At 42.3% G+C, this 16,546-nt stretch carries 11 protein-coding genes and 1 other annotated feature; of the genes, 7 read left to right on the forward strand and 4 right to left on the reverse strand.

Annotated features, from left to right (window positions below; translation table 11 throughout):
* From K0R93_RS15770 to argC, 4 genes are all read right to left on the reverse strand, one after another.
* The coding region (locus tag K0R93_RS15770) for an SMP-30/gluconolactonase/LRE family protein (protein WP_300303189.1) at positions 1-1,288 on the reverse strand (1,288 nt) is incomplete at its 3' end.
* A 236-nt stretch (positions 1,289-1,524) separates the two neighbouring features.
* Positions 1,525-2,430, reverse strand: coding sequence for a DMT family transporter (locus tag K0R93_RS15775; RefSeq protein WP_300303191.1), 906 nt, complete (start codon positions 2,428-2,430; stop codon positions 1,525-1,527).
* 468 nt (positions 2,431-2,898) lie between these two features.
* On the reverse strand, positions 2,899-4,119 hold the full coding sequence (gene argJ, locus K0R93_RS15780; RefSeq protein WP_330685188.1) for a bifunctional ornithine acetyltransferase/N-acetylglutamate synthase: 1,221 nt from the start codon (positions 4,117-4,119) through the stop codon (positions 2,899-2,901).
* A gap of 22 nt (positions 4,120-4,141) precedes the next feature.
* Positions 4,142-5,179: an N-acetyl-gamma-glutamyl-phosphate reductase gene (argC, locus tag K0R93_RS15785; RefSeq protein ID WP_300303195.1), complete on the reverse strand. Its 1,038-nt coding sequence runs from the start codon at positions 5,177-5,179 to the stop codon at positions 4,142-4,144.
* 149 nt (positions 5,180-5,328) lie between these two features.
* On the opposite strand from argC, the gene argB reads away from it, so the two are divergent.
* From argB to K0R93_RS15820, 7 genes are all read left to right on the forward strand, one after another.
* Positions 5,329-6,204 carry an acetylglutamate kinase gene (gene argB / locus K0R93_RS15790; protein WP_300303197.1) on the forward strand — a complete coding sequence of 292 codons (876 nt, stop codon included), beginning with the start codon at positions 5,329-5,331 and terminating at the stop codon, positions 6,202-6,204.
* 3 nt (positions 6,205-6,207) lie between these two features.
* Entirely contained in the window at positions 6,208-7,380 is a 1,173-nt protein-coding gene (locus K0R93_RS15795; RefSeq protein ID WP_300303200.1) for an aspartate aminotransferase family protein, read from the forward strand.
* A gap of 593 nt (positions 7,381-7,973) precedes the next feature.
* Positions 7,974-8,456, forward strand: a complete 483-nt coding sequence (locus K0R93_RS15800; protein ID WP_300303202.1) for a hypothetical protein — start codon at positions 7,974-7,976, stop codon at positions 8,454-8,456.
* A 92-nt stretch (positions 8,457-8,548) separates the two neighbouring features.
* A complete protein-coding gene (gene carA / locus K0R93_RS15805) occupies positions 8,549-9,631 on the forward strand; it encodes a glutamine-hydrolyzing carbamoyl-phosphate synthase small subunit (protein ID WP_300303204.1) in 1,083 nt (360 codons plus the stop codon).
* On the forward strand, positions 9,622-12,819 hold the full coding sequence (carB, locus tag K0R93_RS15810; protein WP_300303206.1) for a carbamoyl-phosphate synthase (glutamine-hydrolyzing) large subunit: 3,198 nt from the start codon (positions 9,622-9,624) through the stop codon (positions 12,817-12,819). Before carA ends, carB begins: the two co-directional genes overlap by 10 nt.
* A 73-nt stretch (positions 12,820-12,892) precedes the next feature.
* Positions 12,893-13,100 (forward strand) — a binding site (T-box leader).
* 114 nt (positions 13,101-13,214) lie between these two features.
* Positions 13,215-14,807, forward strand: coding sequence for a phosphoglycerate dehydrogenase (serA, locus tag K0R93_RS15815; RefSeq protein ID WP_300303208.1), 1,593 nt, complete (start codon positions 13,215-13,217; stop codon positions 14,805-14,807).
* A 146-nt stretch (positions 14,808-14,953) separates the two neighbouring features.
* On the forward strand, positions 14,954-16,471 hold the full coding sequence (locus tag K0R93_RS15820) for a M1 family metallopeptidase (RefSeq protein WP_300303210.1): 1,518 nt from the start codon (positions 14,954-14,956) through the stop codon (positions 16,469-16,471).
* The last annotated feature ends 75 nt before the right edge of the window (positions 16,472-16,546 follow it).

The raw sequence follows: 16,546 nt of genomic DNA on the forward strand, positions 1-16,546 counted from the left end.
CGCCATTTGGAGTATTAAACTGGCCATCACCGCTGCCACTACTACCCCAGGTTGCCATATGGGTCCCATGGGCATTTAGCTTTTGTATGCGATGATTATATGTATCTGCCACATAGATGTTACCATCGCCATCTACTGCCAGTCCAAATGGAGCATTAAACTGGCCATCACCGCTGCCGATACTACCCCAGGTTGCCATATGGGTCCCATGGGCATTTAGCTTTTGTATGCGATGATTATTTGAATCGGCCACATAGATGTTACCATCGCCATCTACTGCCACGCCATTTGGAATATTAAACTGGCCATCACCGCTGCCACTACTACCCCAGGTTGCCATATGGGTCCCATCGGCATTTAGCTTTTGTATGCGATGATTGTTTGAATCGGCCACATAGATGTTACCATCGCCATCTACTGCCACACCATTTGGATATCTAAACTGGCCAGCACCGCTGCCACTACTACCCCAGGTTGCCCCATGGGTCCCATCGGCATTTAGCTTTTGTATGCGGTGATTATATGTATCGGCCACATAGATGTTACCATCACTATCTACTGCCACGCCATTTAGACGTCTAAACTGGCCATCACCGCTGCCATAGCTACCCCAGGTTGCCATATGGGTCCCATCGGCATTTAGCTTTTGTATCTGGTAATTATATGAATCGGCCACATAAATGTTGCCATCGCCATCTACTGCCACACCATTTGGAAAACTAAACTGGCCAGCACCGCTGCCACTCCTACCCCAGGTTGCCATATGGGTCCCATGGGCATTTAGCTTTTGTATGCGGTGATTATATGTATCGGCCACATAGATGTTACCATCGCCATCTACTGCCAGTCCAAATGGAGCATTAAACTGGCCATCACCTCTGCCACTCCTACCCCAGGTTGCCATATGGGTCCCATCGGCATTTAGCTTTTGTATGCGATGATTATTTGAATCGGCCACATAGATGTTACCATCGCCATCCACTGCCACACCATTTGGAAATCTAAACTGGCCATCACCGCTGCCATAGCTACCCCAGGTTGCCATATGGGTCCCATCGGCATTTAGCTTTTGTATGCGATGATTATTTGAATCGGCCACATAGATGTTACCGTCACTATCTACTGCCATACCATTTGGATTATTGAAAAACCACGATTGAGCGGGTAGTTTTTGAACAAAATCAGGTTTGCCCTCTGCAAAAGAGTGGCTTGTCATTAGTAAAAGAATAACATGAATGAAAGTAAAGAATTTCATAAAAGCTTTTTGTTTCTTAAAATAATTACTCATTTTCCCCCTCCTTTGTATTCTGTATATTTAAAGTATTTGTGATAAAGCTCTCAATTAATAATACAACTATTTGTGTGATATTTTCCAGTATTGTAGTAAAAATATAAGAAATTTGTTATATTTTCTGATAACTTTGAGGATGGATAGTTTTAATGCACCACAATAGTAATTGTGGTGCATTTATGGAAACTTATGAAAATGTTGGTTTTGAATGCAGTAAGGTCTATAAAAATATCCTAATCCATTAAATTTAGAGATTCATTTTGTTCTTCCGATGTCCTTTCATTCACCAAAATGATGGCTGCCAGCACCAAAACAATACCCATCATCCTAAAGAAGGTAATATGTTCTTGAAAGATAAAAATACTGACCATGGTAGCCACAGCCGGTTCCAGGGTGGCGATAATCGATGCTCTGCTGGTTTCCAGATGGTATAGTCCTTTGGTATAGAGGATAAAGGGAAGGGCTGTAGAGAACAGACTCAAAGAAATGGCCAAAAACAACACCTCAAACCCAGAAAACAAGGGCAGCATGCCTTGAAAGTCTGTAACAGGGACCAACCCCAAGCTGGCGAATAAAAAGGTATACAGGGTAACGGTCATAGAATCATATTTTTTCAAAGCATACCTTCCAAAGATGCTGTAGAGGGCATACCCCAATCCAGACCCCAGACCTGCAAGGACACCGATCATAGAGAGTCCATCACCGGTTTGCTGAAAATATCCCGTGACCAAAATACACCCAATAAAGGTCAAAGCAAAGGAAATGATTTTCCGCGGTGTTAAGCTTTCCTTAAAAAGTATGGTGGAAAAAACCATCACAAAAGCAGGCGCTGTGTATAACAGGATGGAGGCAATAGAAAGTGTGGTGTATTGGATGGCTATGAAATAACACCAATTGAAAAAGACAAAGCTAAGAATCCCTGTTCCTACGAAATAGCCCATATCCCTTGGTTGAACCCGAAGGAGCTTACGGTCGCTAATGAATAGGTATAGAAACAAAGCAGCAAAGGCGCCCAGGGCACGGATGGCCACAATCTGAAATGGATTAAACCCAAAGCCATAAAGTTTCTTGATAAAAATACCTAAAATCCCCCATAATATGGCGGCACACATCACAGAAAAATACGCGATTTTTTTCATCTCTGCACCCCTCGGTCTTCATTATATAAGAAAGATAAGACATAAATTCATAGATCATGATTTTCAACGTAGGGGTTGCATAGTATGCAACCCGCCTAGATTTTATGGCATTCCTACGGGTCGCAATCCTAATCTCAATCTTACGTCGCATTGTTCTACTATTGCGAAACAGCTTATAAGAATTATATCATTTTCAACAACTTTCTTTAACAGATCTTAAGAAAAAATAGACAAAATATTTAAAAAAATGTTTATCCTGTCCATTCCGTGGTAATTATATAATATAACTTCATAAAGCACCAGTGAAGAAGGGAATGAGTCCACCAAAGAAGAAAACAGCTTTAGAGACCAAATGAAAAAGAAAGAGGTGAGACCACCAAAGTGTTAAGCGAAACATCAGAAAAATAGGCAGTGCTCTAGGATAAAAACGAGAGCGCTGCCTATTTTATTGCTTAAAATACTTTTGTTTTAGCTTCTATAGGAACCGTTGATCTTTACATAATCGTAGCTTAGGTCACAGCCCCAGGCTACGGCACCGTACTTTCCATCTTTTAGATCCACCACGATATTCACATATTTTTGATCTAGGATTTCTTTGGCATGTTCCTCGCTAAAAGGAATACCTGCTCCATCCTTCACCAGCTGAATGGTACCTTTTTCATTCTTAAACAAGATATCCACCTTTTCAGGTACAAAGTCACCGCCGGAGTAACCTAAAGAACACATGATTCTTCCCCAGTTGGCATCGCTGCCAAAGAAAGCAGATTTCACAAGATTAGAAGAAATAACGGATTTTGCACATACCTTGGCATCCTTTTGTGTTTTTGCATGAAATAAGGATACTTCAATGAGTTTTGTGGCACCCTCTCCATCTTGGGCGATCAGCTTTGCCAGCTCCTTATTTAGGAAATCAAGGGCTTCTTTAAACTTGTCATAATTTCCATCGGCCTCTTCCATGAGGGTATTCCCTGCCGTACCATTGGCCAAAACGATGACCATATCATTGGTACTGGTATCCCCATCTACAGAGATCATGTTATAGGAATCACTGACACTATCCTTTAAGGCATAGGAGAGCAAAGGTTTAGAGATGTTGGCGTTGGTCACTACAAAAGATAACATCGTAGCCATATTAGGGTGAATCATACCAGAACCCTTGGCAATACCACTGATCAACACGGGCTTTTCGTCGATGGTTACTTCTACTGTAACGGATTTTAAGAAAGAATCTGTGGTCATGATGGCTTCTGCTGCTGAAGTACCTGTTCCTTTATGGAGCAATTCACAGGCGGCCTTGATTCCTGGAAGGACTACCTCCATAGGCATAGGTACACCAATGATACCTGTGGAAGCCACCAGGACTTCGCTGGGAGATAGGCCTAGGATGTTGGCTGCAGTTTGAGTCATCTGATGGGCGTTGTCTAGTCCCTCGACACCGGTACAAGCATTGGCATTGCCGCTATTGACCACAATGGCCTGGGTGGTTTCAGAGGCTTTTAGGTTTTCGATGTTTACCTGAAGGGGTGCAGCCTTTACGATATTGGTAGTAAAGGTTGCAGCAGCAACTGCAGGCTTTGTGCTGTAAATAATGGCTAAATCCTTATTTCCGCTCTTTTTAATTCCGCTGTGGATGCCAATGGCTTGGAAGCCGGATACGTCCGTCAATGTTTTGTTTTGTAAAATTTTCATTTTCATCATCCTTTCAATATAACTATGGAACCATAGATAAAATATCTAAACTTTTCTGTTCTTTAATGCCAAACATAATGTTCATATTTTGAACCGCTTGACCGGCAGCACCTTTAATCAGGTTATCGATGGCAGAGACGACAACGACCCTTCCTGTTCTCTCATCAACTCTTATACCGATATCACAAAAATTGGAGCCTTTGACCCACCTTGTCTCCGGTAGGGTTTCTACAATTCGGACAAAATATTCGTCCTGATAATAGGTGTTATATATTTCGTAGAGCTCCTGCTGCGTTAACTTTGTTACGAGACTACCATAACAGGTAGCCAAAATACCCCGATTCATAGGTACCAAATGAGGTGTAAAGGATACTATAAGTTCTTCATTGTTAAGGCTTGTCAGAATCTGTTCAATCTCTGGTGTGTGTCGGTGGCTGGCTACCCCATAGGCCTTAATAGATTCGTTGCACTCTGTATATAGGGTGGCGATATTTGCTGCCCTGCCAGCTCCGGAGACACCAGATTTAGCATCGATGATAATGGAGGTTGGATCAATCAAATGATTTTTCAACAAAGGTGCCAAAGCCAATATGCTGGCCGTAGGATAACAACCAGGATTGGCGATCAGGGAAGCCGTTGCAATGTCCTCACGATAGATCTCTGGGAGACCGTACACTGCTGTAGACAGCAGGTGTTCTGCATCGTGCTCCAGTCCATACCAATGTTTATAAGCATCTGCCGACTTCAAACGAAAATCTGCCCCTAGATCGATGACCTTAACGCCCAAATCTAGGGCTTTTTTTGTGATATCAAAAGCTTTGCCATGGGGAAGGGCGATAAAAAGTACGTCTATATCAGAAAGTTTTTCTTCTGCCGAGTGCATATCTATACAAATGCTTTGTATAAAATCAACATACTGCTGATAGATATGATGAAAGGGTATATCTGCATGATTATGAGAAGAAAGAAAATTTAATCGAAGGTCAGGGTGCCTGAGAAGAAACCAAATCAATTGTTGACCTGCATAACCTGTGGCGCCTAATATGCCTGCTTGAATCATCGAATCACCTCTTTTTATGATTTAAAGTAATTATACAGATTAATAAATAAATATTCAATAACAAAAATAAAAATTCTTTAAGTTTATTGCATATTTATATAAATAAAAGTATAATTATTAAATAAATTAGGAAGTGAGGGGGATAAAATATGAATGAAGAAAAGGCGGCCATATTGGTAGAAGCCTTGCCTTATATAAAAAAATTTAGGGGAAAGACCTTTGTCATTAAATATGGTGGCAGTATTATGCGCAATGAGGAAGCCAAAAAAGCTTTTATTGAAGATGTGGTGCTTTTGAAGCTGGTAGGCATCCACTTAATCATCATTCATGGAGGTGGTCCAAACATTTCATCCATGCTGGATCAGCTGGGACTGGAGAGTCGCTTTGTGGATGGATTGAGGGTGACGGATCAGAAGGCTGTAGAAGTGGTAGAGATGGTTCTATCAGGAAGTGTAAACAAGGAAATCGCAGCTGACCTTTGCAGACATGGGATCACGGCCCTGGGGATCAGTGGAAGAGATGGAAATCTCATTCAAGCCCAAAAAAAATACCTTTATAAAGGAAATGAGAAAATAGATATTGGTTATGTGGGCGAGGTAAAAGACGTCAATAAAAAGCTACTGTTGGATCTATTGGAAAAAGAACAGCTTCCGGTGATTTCACCCGTAGGGTGTGATGAAGAAGGTCATATCTATAATATCAATGCCGACTACGTAGCATCTGCCATCGGCAGTGTTTTGGAAGCAGAGAAGCTCATACTGCTGACAGATATCGAAGGGATCTATAAGGATATTAACGATCCGGAGAGTTTTATTTCATCTGCTACCATCAGCGAAGTGAGAGGATATATCGAAACAGGTGTTATCAAGGGTGGTATGATTCCTAAAGCAGAATGCTGCATCGAAGCCATCGAAAAAGGCGCGAAGAATGTACATTTGATTGATGGGCGGAAGGAACACAGCTTATTGTTGGAGATTTTTACAAATGCAGGAATAGGAACCATGATCCGCGGAGAGGAGATGTAAGCCATGAAAAAAAACATTATGAATACCTATGGTCGATTTGATGTGGTTTTTGAAAAAGGGAAAGGGACGAAGGTTTATGATGTGAATGGAAAGGAGTATTTGGATTTTGTAGCAGGGGTAGCGGTAAACTGCTTGGGACATAGTCATCCAGCCATCGCAAAAACCTTAGCAGCACAAGGAGAAAAGCTAATGCATATCTCTAATCTGTATTGGAATACGGAACAAATCGCTTTGGCAGAAAAATTAGTATCCCATAGTGATCACCATCAGGTTTTTTTCTGTAACAGTGGGACAGAAGCAGTGGAAACGGCCTTGAAATTGGCAAGAAAGTGCGGAAAATTAAAGGGTGGAAGCTCAAAAAACCAAATTATTTATATGAACAACTCCTTCCATGGTAGAACTATGGGCGCATTGGCAGTGACAGGACAGGAAAAATATCAAAAAGATTTCATGCCGTTGATGACAGGATTAAAAAGTGTTCCATTTAATGATATTGAAAAATTGAAGGCGGCGATAGATGAAGATACTTGTGCAGTGATTTTAGAACCGATTCAAGGGGAAGGGGGCATTGTAGCAGCCCAAAGATCCTATCTACAAGAAGTAAAAGCTTTGTGCAGTCAGTATGATGCATTATTGGTCTTTGATGAAGTTCAGTGCGGCATTGGTCGTTTGGGAAGCTTGTTTGCGTATCAAAGTTTTGGGGTGATACCCGATGTGATTTGTATGGCCAAGGGGTTGGGGGGCGGGTTCCCCATAGGGGCAGTTTTGGCCACGGAGGAAGCAGCCAGTGCCTTTGTTCCTGGAGATCATGGATGTACTTTTGGAGGAAATCCGTTGGCCTGTGCCGTATCACTGACGGTGCTGGATGAGCTGATTAACAATGGGATTATCGATGGTGTCAATGAAAAGAGTCTGTATATGATTGGAAAGCTGGCAGTGCTCCAGGAAAAATTTGACGTAGTTCAAGGGGTACAGGGATTAGGTCTGTTATTAGGCCTCAAGGTAAAGGGTGAACCGAAGGCCATCATCAACAAATGCTTTGAAAAAGGCTTGATGCTGGTGGGTGCTGGGGAGAGTGTTATTCGAGTTGTACCACCGCTTAATGTGTCTGCTGAAGAAATAGATGAAGCTGTGAAGATACTGGAGGAAGCGATTCTGGAAGTTTATAAAGATTAATATTGACACATAAATATTATTTATGATAATATGTTTTGAAAAGAGAATACAGGAACCTTTAAATTGGTCCAGAGAGGCTAAAAAGGGTATCGGAAAAGATATGGGTTTCGTATATCTTTGATTTTCCATGGAAAATATACCTTCTGCCTCAGGCAGAAGGTTTTTTTGTTATCTACTGGCCGGTGGATGAAAAAGGAATGGATATATATACAGCAATAGTGTATATATACAAATTTAAAAGTACAAACTAATATTGGTAATTATGAATAAGAATAACAGACTGCTTTAATGAAAAAATACTGAAAAAGTGGGACTTGTTTCAACTGTCAGCATTGATTTGGACTGCCTTGCGCTCTAGAATAGGATAAATATAAAAATATATTAATAAAAATAAGAAAATTTTTTAAAAACATATTGCATAATTATATATAAATAAGTATAATTATGAATAATAAGAGAATAGGAAAAGGAATCAAAAAGGGAGATGCCATATGTATAAACCCTACAAAAATATCAAGAGGCAGAGGCTAAGATCGCAAAAGAGCGCATAGATAGATGAGAAATAATCAATCAATGGAAAGGATGGATGAAAAATGACGTATGCATTATCAGCAAAAGCATTTAGCGGAATGAACATAGAGACGGTTTTAGAGGAAGTAAAGGGAAGCTACTTCCATATTGCGCCAAGCATTACAAAGGCAGCAGTAGTCAACCTTGGGATGTCAAAAGAAGAACTGATGAACTTAGTGAATATGAATTATAGCTTGAATATTTTCGATGAAAACTTTAATACACAGCAATTGAAAGCCGTACCCCATGATGTGTTATTGGTTTCCAATGGTAAGGTGGATGACCATAAGATTCCTGAGGTCGTGGAGAAGCTCAAGGGATATATGGGGAAGAAGACAATCCTTGGTGTAGGACTGGGCAAAGAGCTGATCACCATGGCACTGAAAGAATTAAACGAGGAGCTTATGGACGATGGCAGTGTATCAAAGAATGATAAATATAAAGTATTCTGTGTGGATGGCAGCCTAGACAATAGCTTTGGGAACCTAACCCAGTATATTATTTAGAAAATAATTCGAGAAACAGAAAAGAAAAACCTTTTCTGTTTCCTTTTGTAAACAGGCAAACGAGGAGAAAGATGAGGATAGAGGTGCTGAAAATGAATGGAATATTATATTTAGAAGACGGAACAGTATACAAAGGTAAGGGTTTTGGCAAGAAAGGAACGACGGTAGGAGAGTTGGTATTCAATACCTCCATCACAGGTTATCAAGAGATCTTGACAGATCCATCCTACGCAGGACAAGTGATTACCATGACTTATCCTTTGATTGGAAACTATGGCGTAAATGAGTTGGAGCACGAATCCTCAAAGGTGTTTGCCAAAGGATTTGTGGTGAAGGAGATTTCAGAGAATCCTTCTAACCATAAAAGTGAAAAAACCATCGATGAAATGCTAATAGCCATGGGGGTTGTTGGCATCAGCGGTGTAGATACCAGAAGCATTACGAAAAAGATCAGAAATGCTGGGGCATTAAAGTGTGTCATTACCAATGAGGAATGGCAAGACGGGGAGCTCCATGAGATTCTTCAAACAGGACAATTGAAGGATGACTGGATGAAAGAAGTAGGAACAAAGAAGATTACCCATATACCAGGAACAGGTCATAAAGTAGCCTTGGTGGACTTTGGGGTAAAAGCCAATATTGTTCGAAACCTAAAGGAGAGAAATTGTGATATCACCATATTTCCAGCAACAGCTGGCTGGGAAGAAATCATGGCTGTACAACCTACAGGGGTCCTATTGAGCAACGGACCTGGGGACCCAAAGGCAGCGGTAGAAGCCATCGAAACTGTCAAGGGACTCATGGGCAAGCTGCCTATTTTCGGCATCTGTTTGGGACATCAGATATTAGCCCTAGCAGTTGGGGGAGATACCTACAAGATGAAATACGGTCATCGAGGTGGAAACCATGGGGTCTATGATATGGATATGGACAAAGCCTACATCACCTCCCAGAACCACGGCTATGCGGTAGATCCTGAAAGCATTCGAGATAAAGATATGATTGTTACCCATAAGAACTTGAACGATGAAACGGTAGAAGGCATGAAGCATAAAGAACTGCCTGTATACTCCGTTCAATTCCATCCAGAGGGAGCACCAGGACCAACAGATTCAGCTTACTTGTTTGACAAATTTATTACCCTCATGGAGAAGGAGGTTGCAAAATGCCTTTAGATCAAGGATTAAAAAAAGTAATGATTATCGGCTCAGGCCCTATCATCATCGGTCAGGCTGCTGAATTTGATTATTCAGGAACCCAAGCCTGTAAAGCCATCAAAGAAGAGGGGATTGAGACCGTTCTTGTAAACAGTAATCCAGCCACCATTATGACGGATTTGAATGTGGCAGATCGTGTATATATTGAACCTTTGACCATAGAAGCCCTGGAAAAAATTATTGAGAAAGAAACACCCGATGGGATTCTGGCGGGCTTTGGGGGGCAGACGGCCCTAAACCTGGCCATGAAGCTGGAAAACACGGGAACTCTAGATAAATATGGGGTGAAGCTTTTAGGCACCCGGGGAGAGGCCATTCACAAGGCAGAGGACCGAGAAGCTTTTAAACAGCTGATGGTGGAGATCGGGGAGCCTGTACCAATGAGCATTACAACCACAAACCTTTCCGAATGTGAGGCCTTTGTGGATCAATATGGGTATCCAGTCATCATCCGACCTGCATTTACTTTAGGGGGTACCGGCGGTGGTATTGCCAGCAATCATCAGGAACTGGTAGAGATTTGCCAGCGCGGAATCAGCAGCAGCCCCATTGGACAGATTTTGCTGGAACAGAGTGTGGCTGGCTGGAAAGAAATCGAATATGAAGTCATTCGAGATAAAAAGGATAACTGTATCATCATCTGTAACATGGAAAACATGGATCCAGTAGGTGTCCATACGGGGGATAGTATCGTGGTGGCTCCCTCCCAGACATTAAGAGATAAGGAATATCAGATGCTTCGTCAAGCATCCATTAAAATCGTTAGAAGTCTGGGACTAGAAGGAGGCTGTAATGTGCAGCTGGCCCTAGATCCTAAGAGTGACACCTACGTGGTAATCGAGGTAAATCCTAGGGTAAGCCGTTCCAGTGCTTTGGCTTCTAAAGCCGCTGGATACCCCATCGCCAAGATTGCAGCCAAAATTGCCATCGGCTTTAGTTTGGATGAGTTAAAGAACTATGTAACAAAAACCTCCAGTGCTTGTTTTGAGCCGACCCTGGACTATGTGGTGGTAAAGATTCCAAAGTGGCCCTTTGATAAGTTCAGTAAGGCTGCAAGAACTTTAGGAACCCAGATGAAAGCCACAGGAGAGGTTATGGCCATCAGCAGAACCTTTGAAAGTGCACTGCTAAAGGCCATCACTTGCCTAGAAGGAAAGTTTACAGGTTTGAGAATGTTCTCCATCATGGATATGACGGAGGAGGAGCTTTTCGCCAAGATCGACCTATGCGATGATGAGAGAATTTTCGCATTGGCAGATGCCTTACGAAGAGAAATTTCGGTGGAGCATCTCTATGAGGTGACCAAGGTAGATCCATGGTTTCTCCATGGTATCCAAAACATTGTAAAAATGGAAAAGAGATTGCAGTCTGAAGCTGTAGATGAAAAGCTGCTTTATGCTGCCGAGGCTATGGGCTTTACGGATCGTGAAATTTGTGATCTATCAGGCTATAAGAGTGAGGAACTCCAGAAGATACGGATTGCCCATGGTATTTTTCCTGTATACAAGATGGTAGATACCTGCAGTGGAGAGTTTGATGCCCAGACACCGTATTATTACTCCTGCTATGAAGAGGACGATGAAAATGTAATCTCCGATCAAAAGAAGATTGTGGTGATTGGATCAGGGCCTATCCGTATTGGACAAGGTATCGAGTTTGACTACTGTTGTGTCCATGGGGTATGGGGAATCAAGGAAGCTGGATACCAATCCATCATCATGAACAACAACCCTGAGACAGTAAGTACGGATTTCGATACAGCAGATAAGCTTTATTTTGAATCCCTATACATCGATGATGTCATGAATGTGGTAAGACGAGAAAAACCCGAAGGCGTCATCCTCCAGTTTGGCGGTCAGACTTCGGTGAACCTGGCACCAAAGCTCTTTGAGCGGGGCGTAAATATCCTAGGAACCTCCTTCCAATCCATCGATTTGGCTGAGGATCGAGACAAGTTTAGAGATTTCCTAGAGAGGTTAGATATACCGAGTCCTACAGGAAAAGCAGTAACCAGTGTAGCGGAAGCCATTGATACCGTAGCAGAACTGGGATATCCTGTGGTGGTAAGACCTTCCTATGTGATCGGCGGCCGGGCAATGCAAGTGGTCTATGATGAAAATACATTGGTTACCTACATGGAGGAAGCCGCAAACCTTTCATCCAAATACCCTGTACTCATTGATAAATATGTAAAGGGGATTGAGATCGAGGTAGATGCCATCGGGGATGGAGAGGATGTGCTGATCCCTGGAATCATGGAGCATGTGGAGAAAACAGGGGTTCACTCTGGGGACAGCATCACCGTTTACCCTTATGTTACCCTAAACCAGGAAACCGTGGATAAACTAGTAACCTATACAAAGAAGATTGCCAAAGGCTTAAACATCATTGGATTGGTGAATATCCAATACGTATTCGATGGAAAAGATGTGTATGTCATTGAGGTAAATCCAAGAGCATCCAGAACTGTACCGATTTTGAGCAAGGTGACAGGGGTGCCTATGGTGAAGATTGCCATCGACACCATGCTGGGGAAAAAGCTTGTGGATATGTCTTACGGCACAGGACTATTGAAAAATAAAGATTTCTACGCTGTAAAGGTGCCTGTATTCTCTGGAGAGAAGCTGGCAGATGTGGATGTTTATCTAGGACCAGAGATGAAATCCACAGGGGAAGTCCTTGGTATCGATAGAGATTTGAACAAAGCAATTTACAAAGGCTTTAGCGCTTCAGGCATAAAGATACCTACAGATGGAGGCATCTATGTTTCCTTGAAGGAAGTGGACAGGGAGGAAGGCTTGGATGTGGTTCAGCAGTATGTGAACCTAGGCTTCAAGCTCTATGCATCCAACGGCACAGGGACCTTCCTGAAAAACAAAAATGTACCTTGCGAAGCCATCTCTGTAGAGGAAATACAACAATATATCGGCCAGGGCAAGATTCATATGCTGATCAACACGCCGACCAAGGGAAATAACCTGAAAAGTATGGGCTTCAAAATTAGAAAGAAGGCCAGTGAGTACAAAATCCCTACCTTTACCTCCATCGATACGGCAAAGGCCTTTACTATCGCCGTGGAGATTAAGCAGAAGGGTGAGGAAATCTGTTACAGACCTCTGGATGATTACTTTACAGATTCCATATAAAAAGGTTTTATATAAAAAAATATTTTTACTATTGATTTAATATTCTAACAATAATATAATAGCTTTTAAATATAAAAAAGCGTTGAACGGTAGTAGTAAATGCACCTTTATTTTCAGAGAGTCGATGGCTGGTGAAAATCGACAATAAAGGCTATTGAATCCGACCGGAAGCTGCATGGGGGTCAAAAACCTATGCCGGGATTTCCCGTTATCGAAGCGAGAGGCTGTATCTTCAGCAAAGTAAGGTGGTACCATGTGGATGATCAATCCCCGTCCTTAACATTAAGTTAAGGTCGGGGATTTTTATTTTATCGTCAAGCATGGCATCATCATACCTAGGATTGTAAGCAGTCACTTTAACACTTTAAAACGTAAAAGTATAGGGGGAATAAAAAATGGAGACAAAGAAAAGAGTGATCATCACAGAGAAGATTGATGAAGAAGGAATCAAGCTTCTCCAGGAGGAACTGGAAGCAGATGTATGCTTCCATATACCACGGGAAGAACTATTGGAAAAAATACATGAATATGACGCCATCGTGGTCAGAAGTGTGACCAAGGTAGATGAAGAGTTATTATCCAAAGCCGCCAACCTGAAAGTAGTGGGCAGGGCAGGAAATGGCGTAGACAACATTGACATAGGTGCTGCAACCCAGAGAGGAATCATTGTAGCCAATACACCTGAGAGCAATACCATGTCCGCGGCAGAATTGACCGTAGGTATGCTGCTCACCCAGTCAAGGAATATACCCCAGGCCAATGCCTTCTTGAAGTCAGGGAAGTGGGATCGCAGTCCATTCCAAGGCGTAGAGGTATATAATAAGACCTTGGGCATCATTGGCTTAGGCAGAATAGGGTCTTTGGTAGCCACAAGGATGGCAGCTTTTGGCATGAAGGTTATCGCCTATGATCCTTATATCGCCGATGAGCGTTTTGAGCGGTTCAAGGTGGAGAAAATAGAAAAGCTGGAAGACTTGCTAAAGGCAGCAGATTTTGTTACAGTCCATACCCCAAAGACCAAGGAAACCTTTGGCATGATCGGTGAGAAGGAAATCGAGATAATGAAGGTCGGGGTACGCATTGCCAATGTGGCCAGGGGCGGTATTATCAATGAGAAGGCACTATTGGAAGGATTGAAAAGCGGTAAGATTGCCAGTGCTGGGCTGGATGTCCATGAGAAGGAGCCTTGCTATGGGAATCCCCTCTTTGAGCTGGATAATGTGATAGTAACACCCCACATTGGCGCAGATACCAAGGAAGCTCAGGAGAATGTGGGTATCACCGTAGCCCAACAGGTGGTAAATGCATTGAAGGGAGAAATCGTACCAAATGCCGTGAACTTACCGGCCATCCATAGAGATGAACTGGCAGCCATAAGACCTTATATTGAGCTTCTGGAAAAATTAGGAAAAATCTATTATCAGCTTTATCAAGAGCCCATCGAGTTTGTGAATATTGATTATTGGGGGAACATTGCAGCCCAGGACGTGGAGATGATCACCATCGCCTTTGTAAAGGGTTTACTTGAGCCCGTGGTAGAAGATAAGGTGAATTATATCAATGCCAAGCTGGTGGCAGAGCAGAGAGGTATACGGGTAGAGCAGCAGAAGATCAGGGAGTACTATGATGGATATATGGACTTTATCGAAATCAAGATCAGAAACAAGAAGGGAACCTTCGTCTTAGGAGGTAACTTGTCTTCTAAGCGTCAGGGTAAGCTGGTCAAGATCCAAGGCTATGAAGTGGATGTGAACCCAAGTGACTACATGCTGTTTATACAAAACTTGGATGTGCCAGGGGTCATTGGTAACATTGGAAAAATACTTGGTCAAGAGCGTATTAACGTAGCAACCATGCAAGTAGGCAGAAATGCCAAGGGAGACATGGCCATGATGGTACTCAACATCGATGATGAGGTGAATCCTGAAACGATCAATAAAATCATGGAAATTGACAATATCGTATGGGCTAAGGGCATTAAATTATAGGGAAGAAGCATGCCTGTTCCAAAAGGATAAGTATAAATATTTCATATGGCTGTCAATATTTATTTAGAAAGAAGCTGGAGTCCCTAGCTTCTTTTTTCTAAGTTCAGTATAATGGGATTAATACATAATGCGCCAGGAGGAACAGGATGAATAAAAGAATGCGGTATTTAGTCATTACCCTATCTATGATGTTGGTGATTTTGACAGGGTGTAAAGGCCAAGAGACCCCTGAAAATCTAGAGACGAAACCTACCTTGATAGTAGAGAATTTCAATGGAATCGACATAGAAAGGGTCAATCAATACAGTATAGATGCGGTGTTCTCACCGGAGGAGGCAAGTCTTAAGGCAGCGCAGCAGGTGAACTATATCAATCAGGAAGATGCTCCTTTAGAGGAAATTTATTTTCACTTATACCCCAATGCTTTCAGGACTAAGGAGACAGCCCCATTCCTTTTCGATGACTTTCAGCGGGCATATCCCAATGGATTTGAACCCGGTTACATAGAACTAGAACGGGTGGCGATAAATGGAGAGGCTGCTCAATATGAGATTATGGGAGACCAGAAAACAATCATGAAGATAAAGCTGGATAATCCCTTGGATGTAGGCGCCAAGACAAAGATTGAGATGTCCTATGTTATCCAGCTCCCGCCAGCCCAAGAACGCTTTGGATTTGGGGATGAGACCTTTAATTTTGGAAACTGGTATCCAGTGGCAGCTGTATATGATGCGTCAGGATGGAATTTAGATCCCTATTATCCCATAGGAGATCCTTTTTATAGTGATGTGAGCAATTATGATGTAACCATCTGTGCCCCAAAAGAAATCGTAGTGGCGGCTTCAGGAAATATAGTAAAGGATGAGCTCCAGGAAAATGACAGGCTTTGGCAGATAGAGGCAAAGCTCATGAGGGATTTTGCATGGGTTGCCAGTAAGAACTTTGAAGTGGTGGAGAAAGATGTGGAGGGTACCGCTTTGAAGATGTATTATTTAAAAGGTATCGGTCTGGAGAATGAGATTAAGGAGTTCACGACCTTGGTAGGGGAAGATTCCCTGAAGGTTTTTAATAAAATCTACGGAAAATACCCCTATGGCCAATATTCTATTGTCCAAACAAATTTCCCCAGCGGCATGGAGTACCCAGGTATTGTTTTCATCGGCAAGGATTATTACGAAGATCGAGCCAGGGAGTATTTAGAAATCGTCATTGTCCATGAAACAGCCCATCAATGGTGGTATGGGGTCGTGGGGAATGATGAAATTGATGAAGCATGGCTGGATGAAAGTCTGACAGCCTACGGAGAAGTGATCTATGCCATGGAGGTGTTTGGAGAAGAGGCAGGACAGGAATATGAAAAGGTCTATAATGAGGCGGAATACCATGAAGCCGCTGCCACGATCAAAGATGAGACCATGCTAAAGCCCTTGGATCAGTTTGAGGGATGGGACGACTACGGACCATTGATTTATAACCGAGGCGCTATGTTCATGAATGAAATCTATGAGAAGTATGGAAAAGATAAACTCTACAGCATTTTTGCCGAATACTATGATCAATATCGCTTTAAAAACGCTACCACAGAGGATTTTAAAAAAGTCTGTGAAGAAGTACTAGGAGAGGACGTAGATCCTTTATTCCAAAAATGGTTGTACGCCCAATAGCATAAAAACCACAGGATAAATATACCTGTGGTTTTTTTCTGCCCATCCATTGTAAGCTTAAAAGAGGTAGTCTAA

The organism is Anaerosolibacter sp. (assembly GCF_029240175.1).
In the GTDB taxonomy this organism is placed as follows: domain Bacteria; phylum Bacillota; class Clostridia; order Peptostreptococcales; family Thermotaleaceae; genus Anaerosolibacter.

Coding starts and splice junctions, on each gene's coding strand:
- K0R93_RS15795 (WP_300303200.1), top strand. CDS start 6,208: ATGAAAAAAAACATTATGAATACCTATGGTCGATTTGATGTGGTTTTT.
- argJ (WP_330685188.1), bottom strand. CDS start 4,119: ATGAAAATTTTACAAAACAAAACATTGACGGACGTATCCGGCTTCCAA.
- serA (WP_300303208.1), top strand. CDS start 13,215: ATGGAGACAAAGAAAAGAGTGATCATCACAGAGAAGATTGATGAAGAA.
- carB (WP_300303206.1), top strand. CDS start 9,622: ATGCCTTTAGATCAAGGATTAAAAAAAGTAATGATTATCGGCTCAGGC.
- K0R93_RS15820 (WP_300303210.1), top strand. CDS start 14,954: ATGAATAAAAGAATGCGGTATTTAGTCATTACCCTATCTATGATGTTG.
- carA (WP_300303204.1), top strand. CDS start 8,549: ATGAATGGAATATTATATTTAGAAGACGGAACAGTATACAAAGGTAAG.
- K0R93_RS15800 (WP_300303202.1), top strand. CDS start 7,974: ATGACGTATGCATTATCAGCAAAAGCATTTAGCGGAATGAACATAGAG.
- K0R93_RS15775 (WP_300303191.1), bottom strand. CDS start 2,430: ATGAAAAAAATCGCGTATTTTTCTGTGATGTGTGCCGCCATATTATGG.
- argB (WP_300303197.1), top strand. CDS start 5,329: ATGAATGAAGAAAAGGCGGCCATATTGGTAGAAGCCTTGCCTTATATA.
- argC (WP_300303195.1), bottom strand. CDS start 5,179: ATGATTCAAGCAGGCATATTAGGCGCCACAGGTTATGCAGGTCAACAA.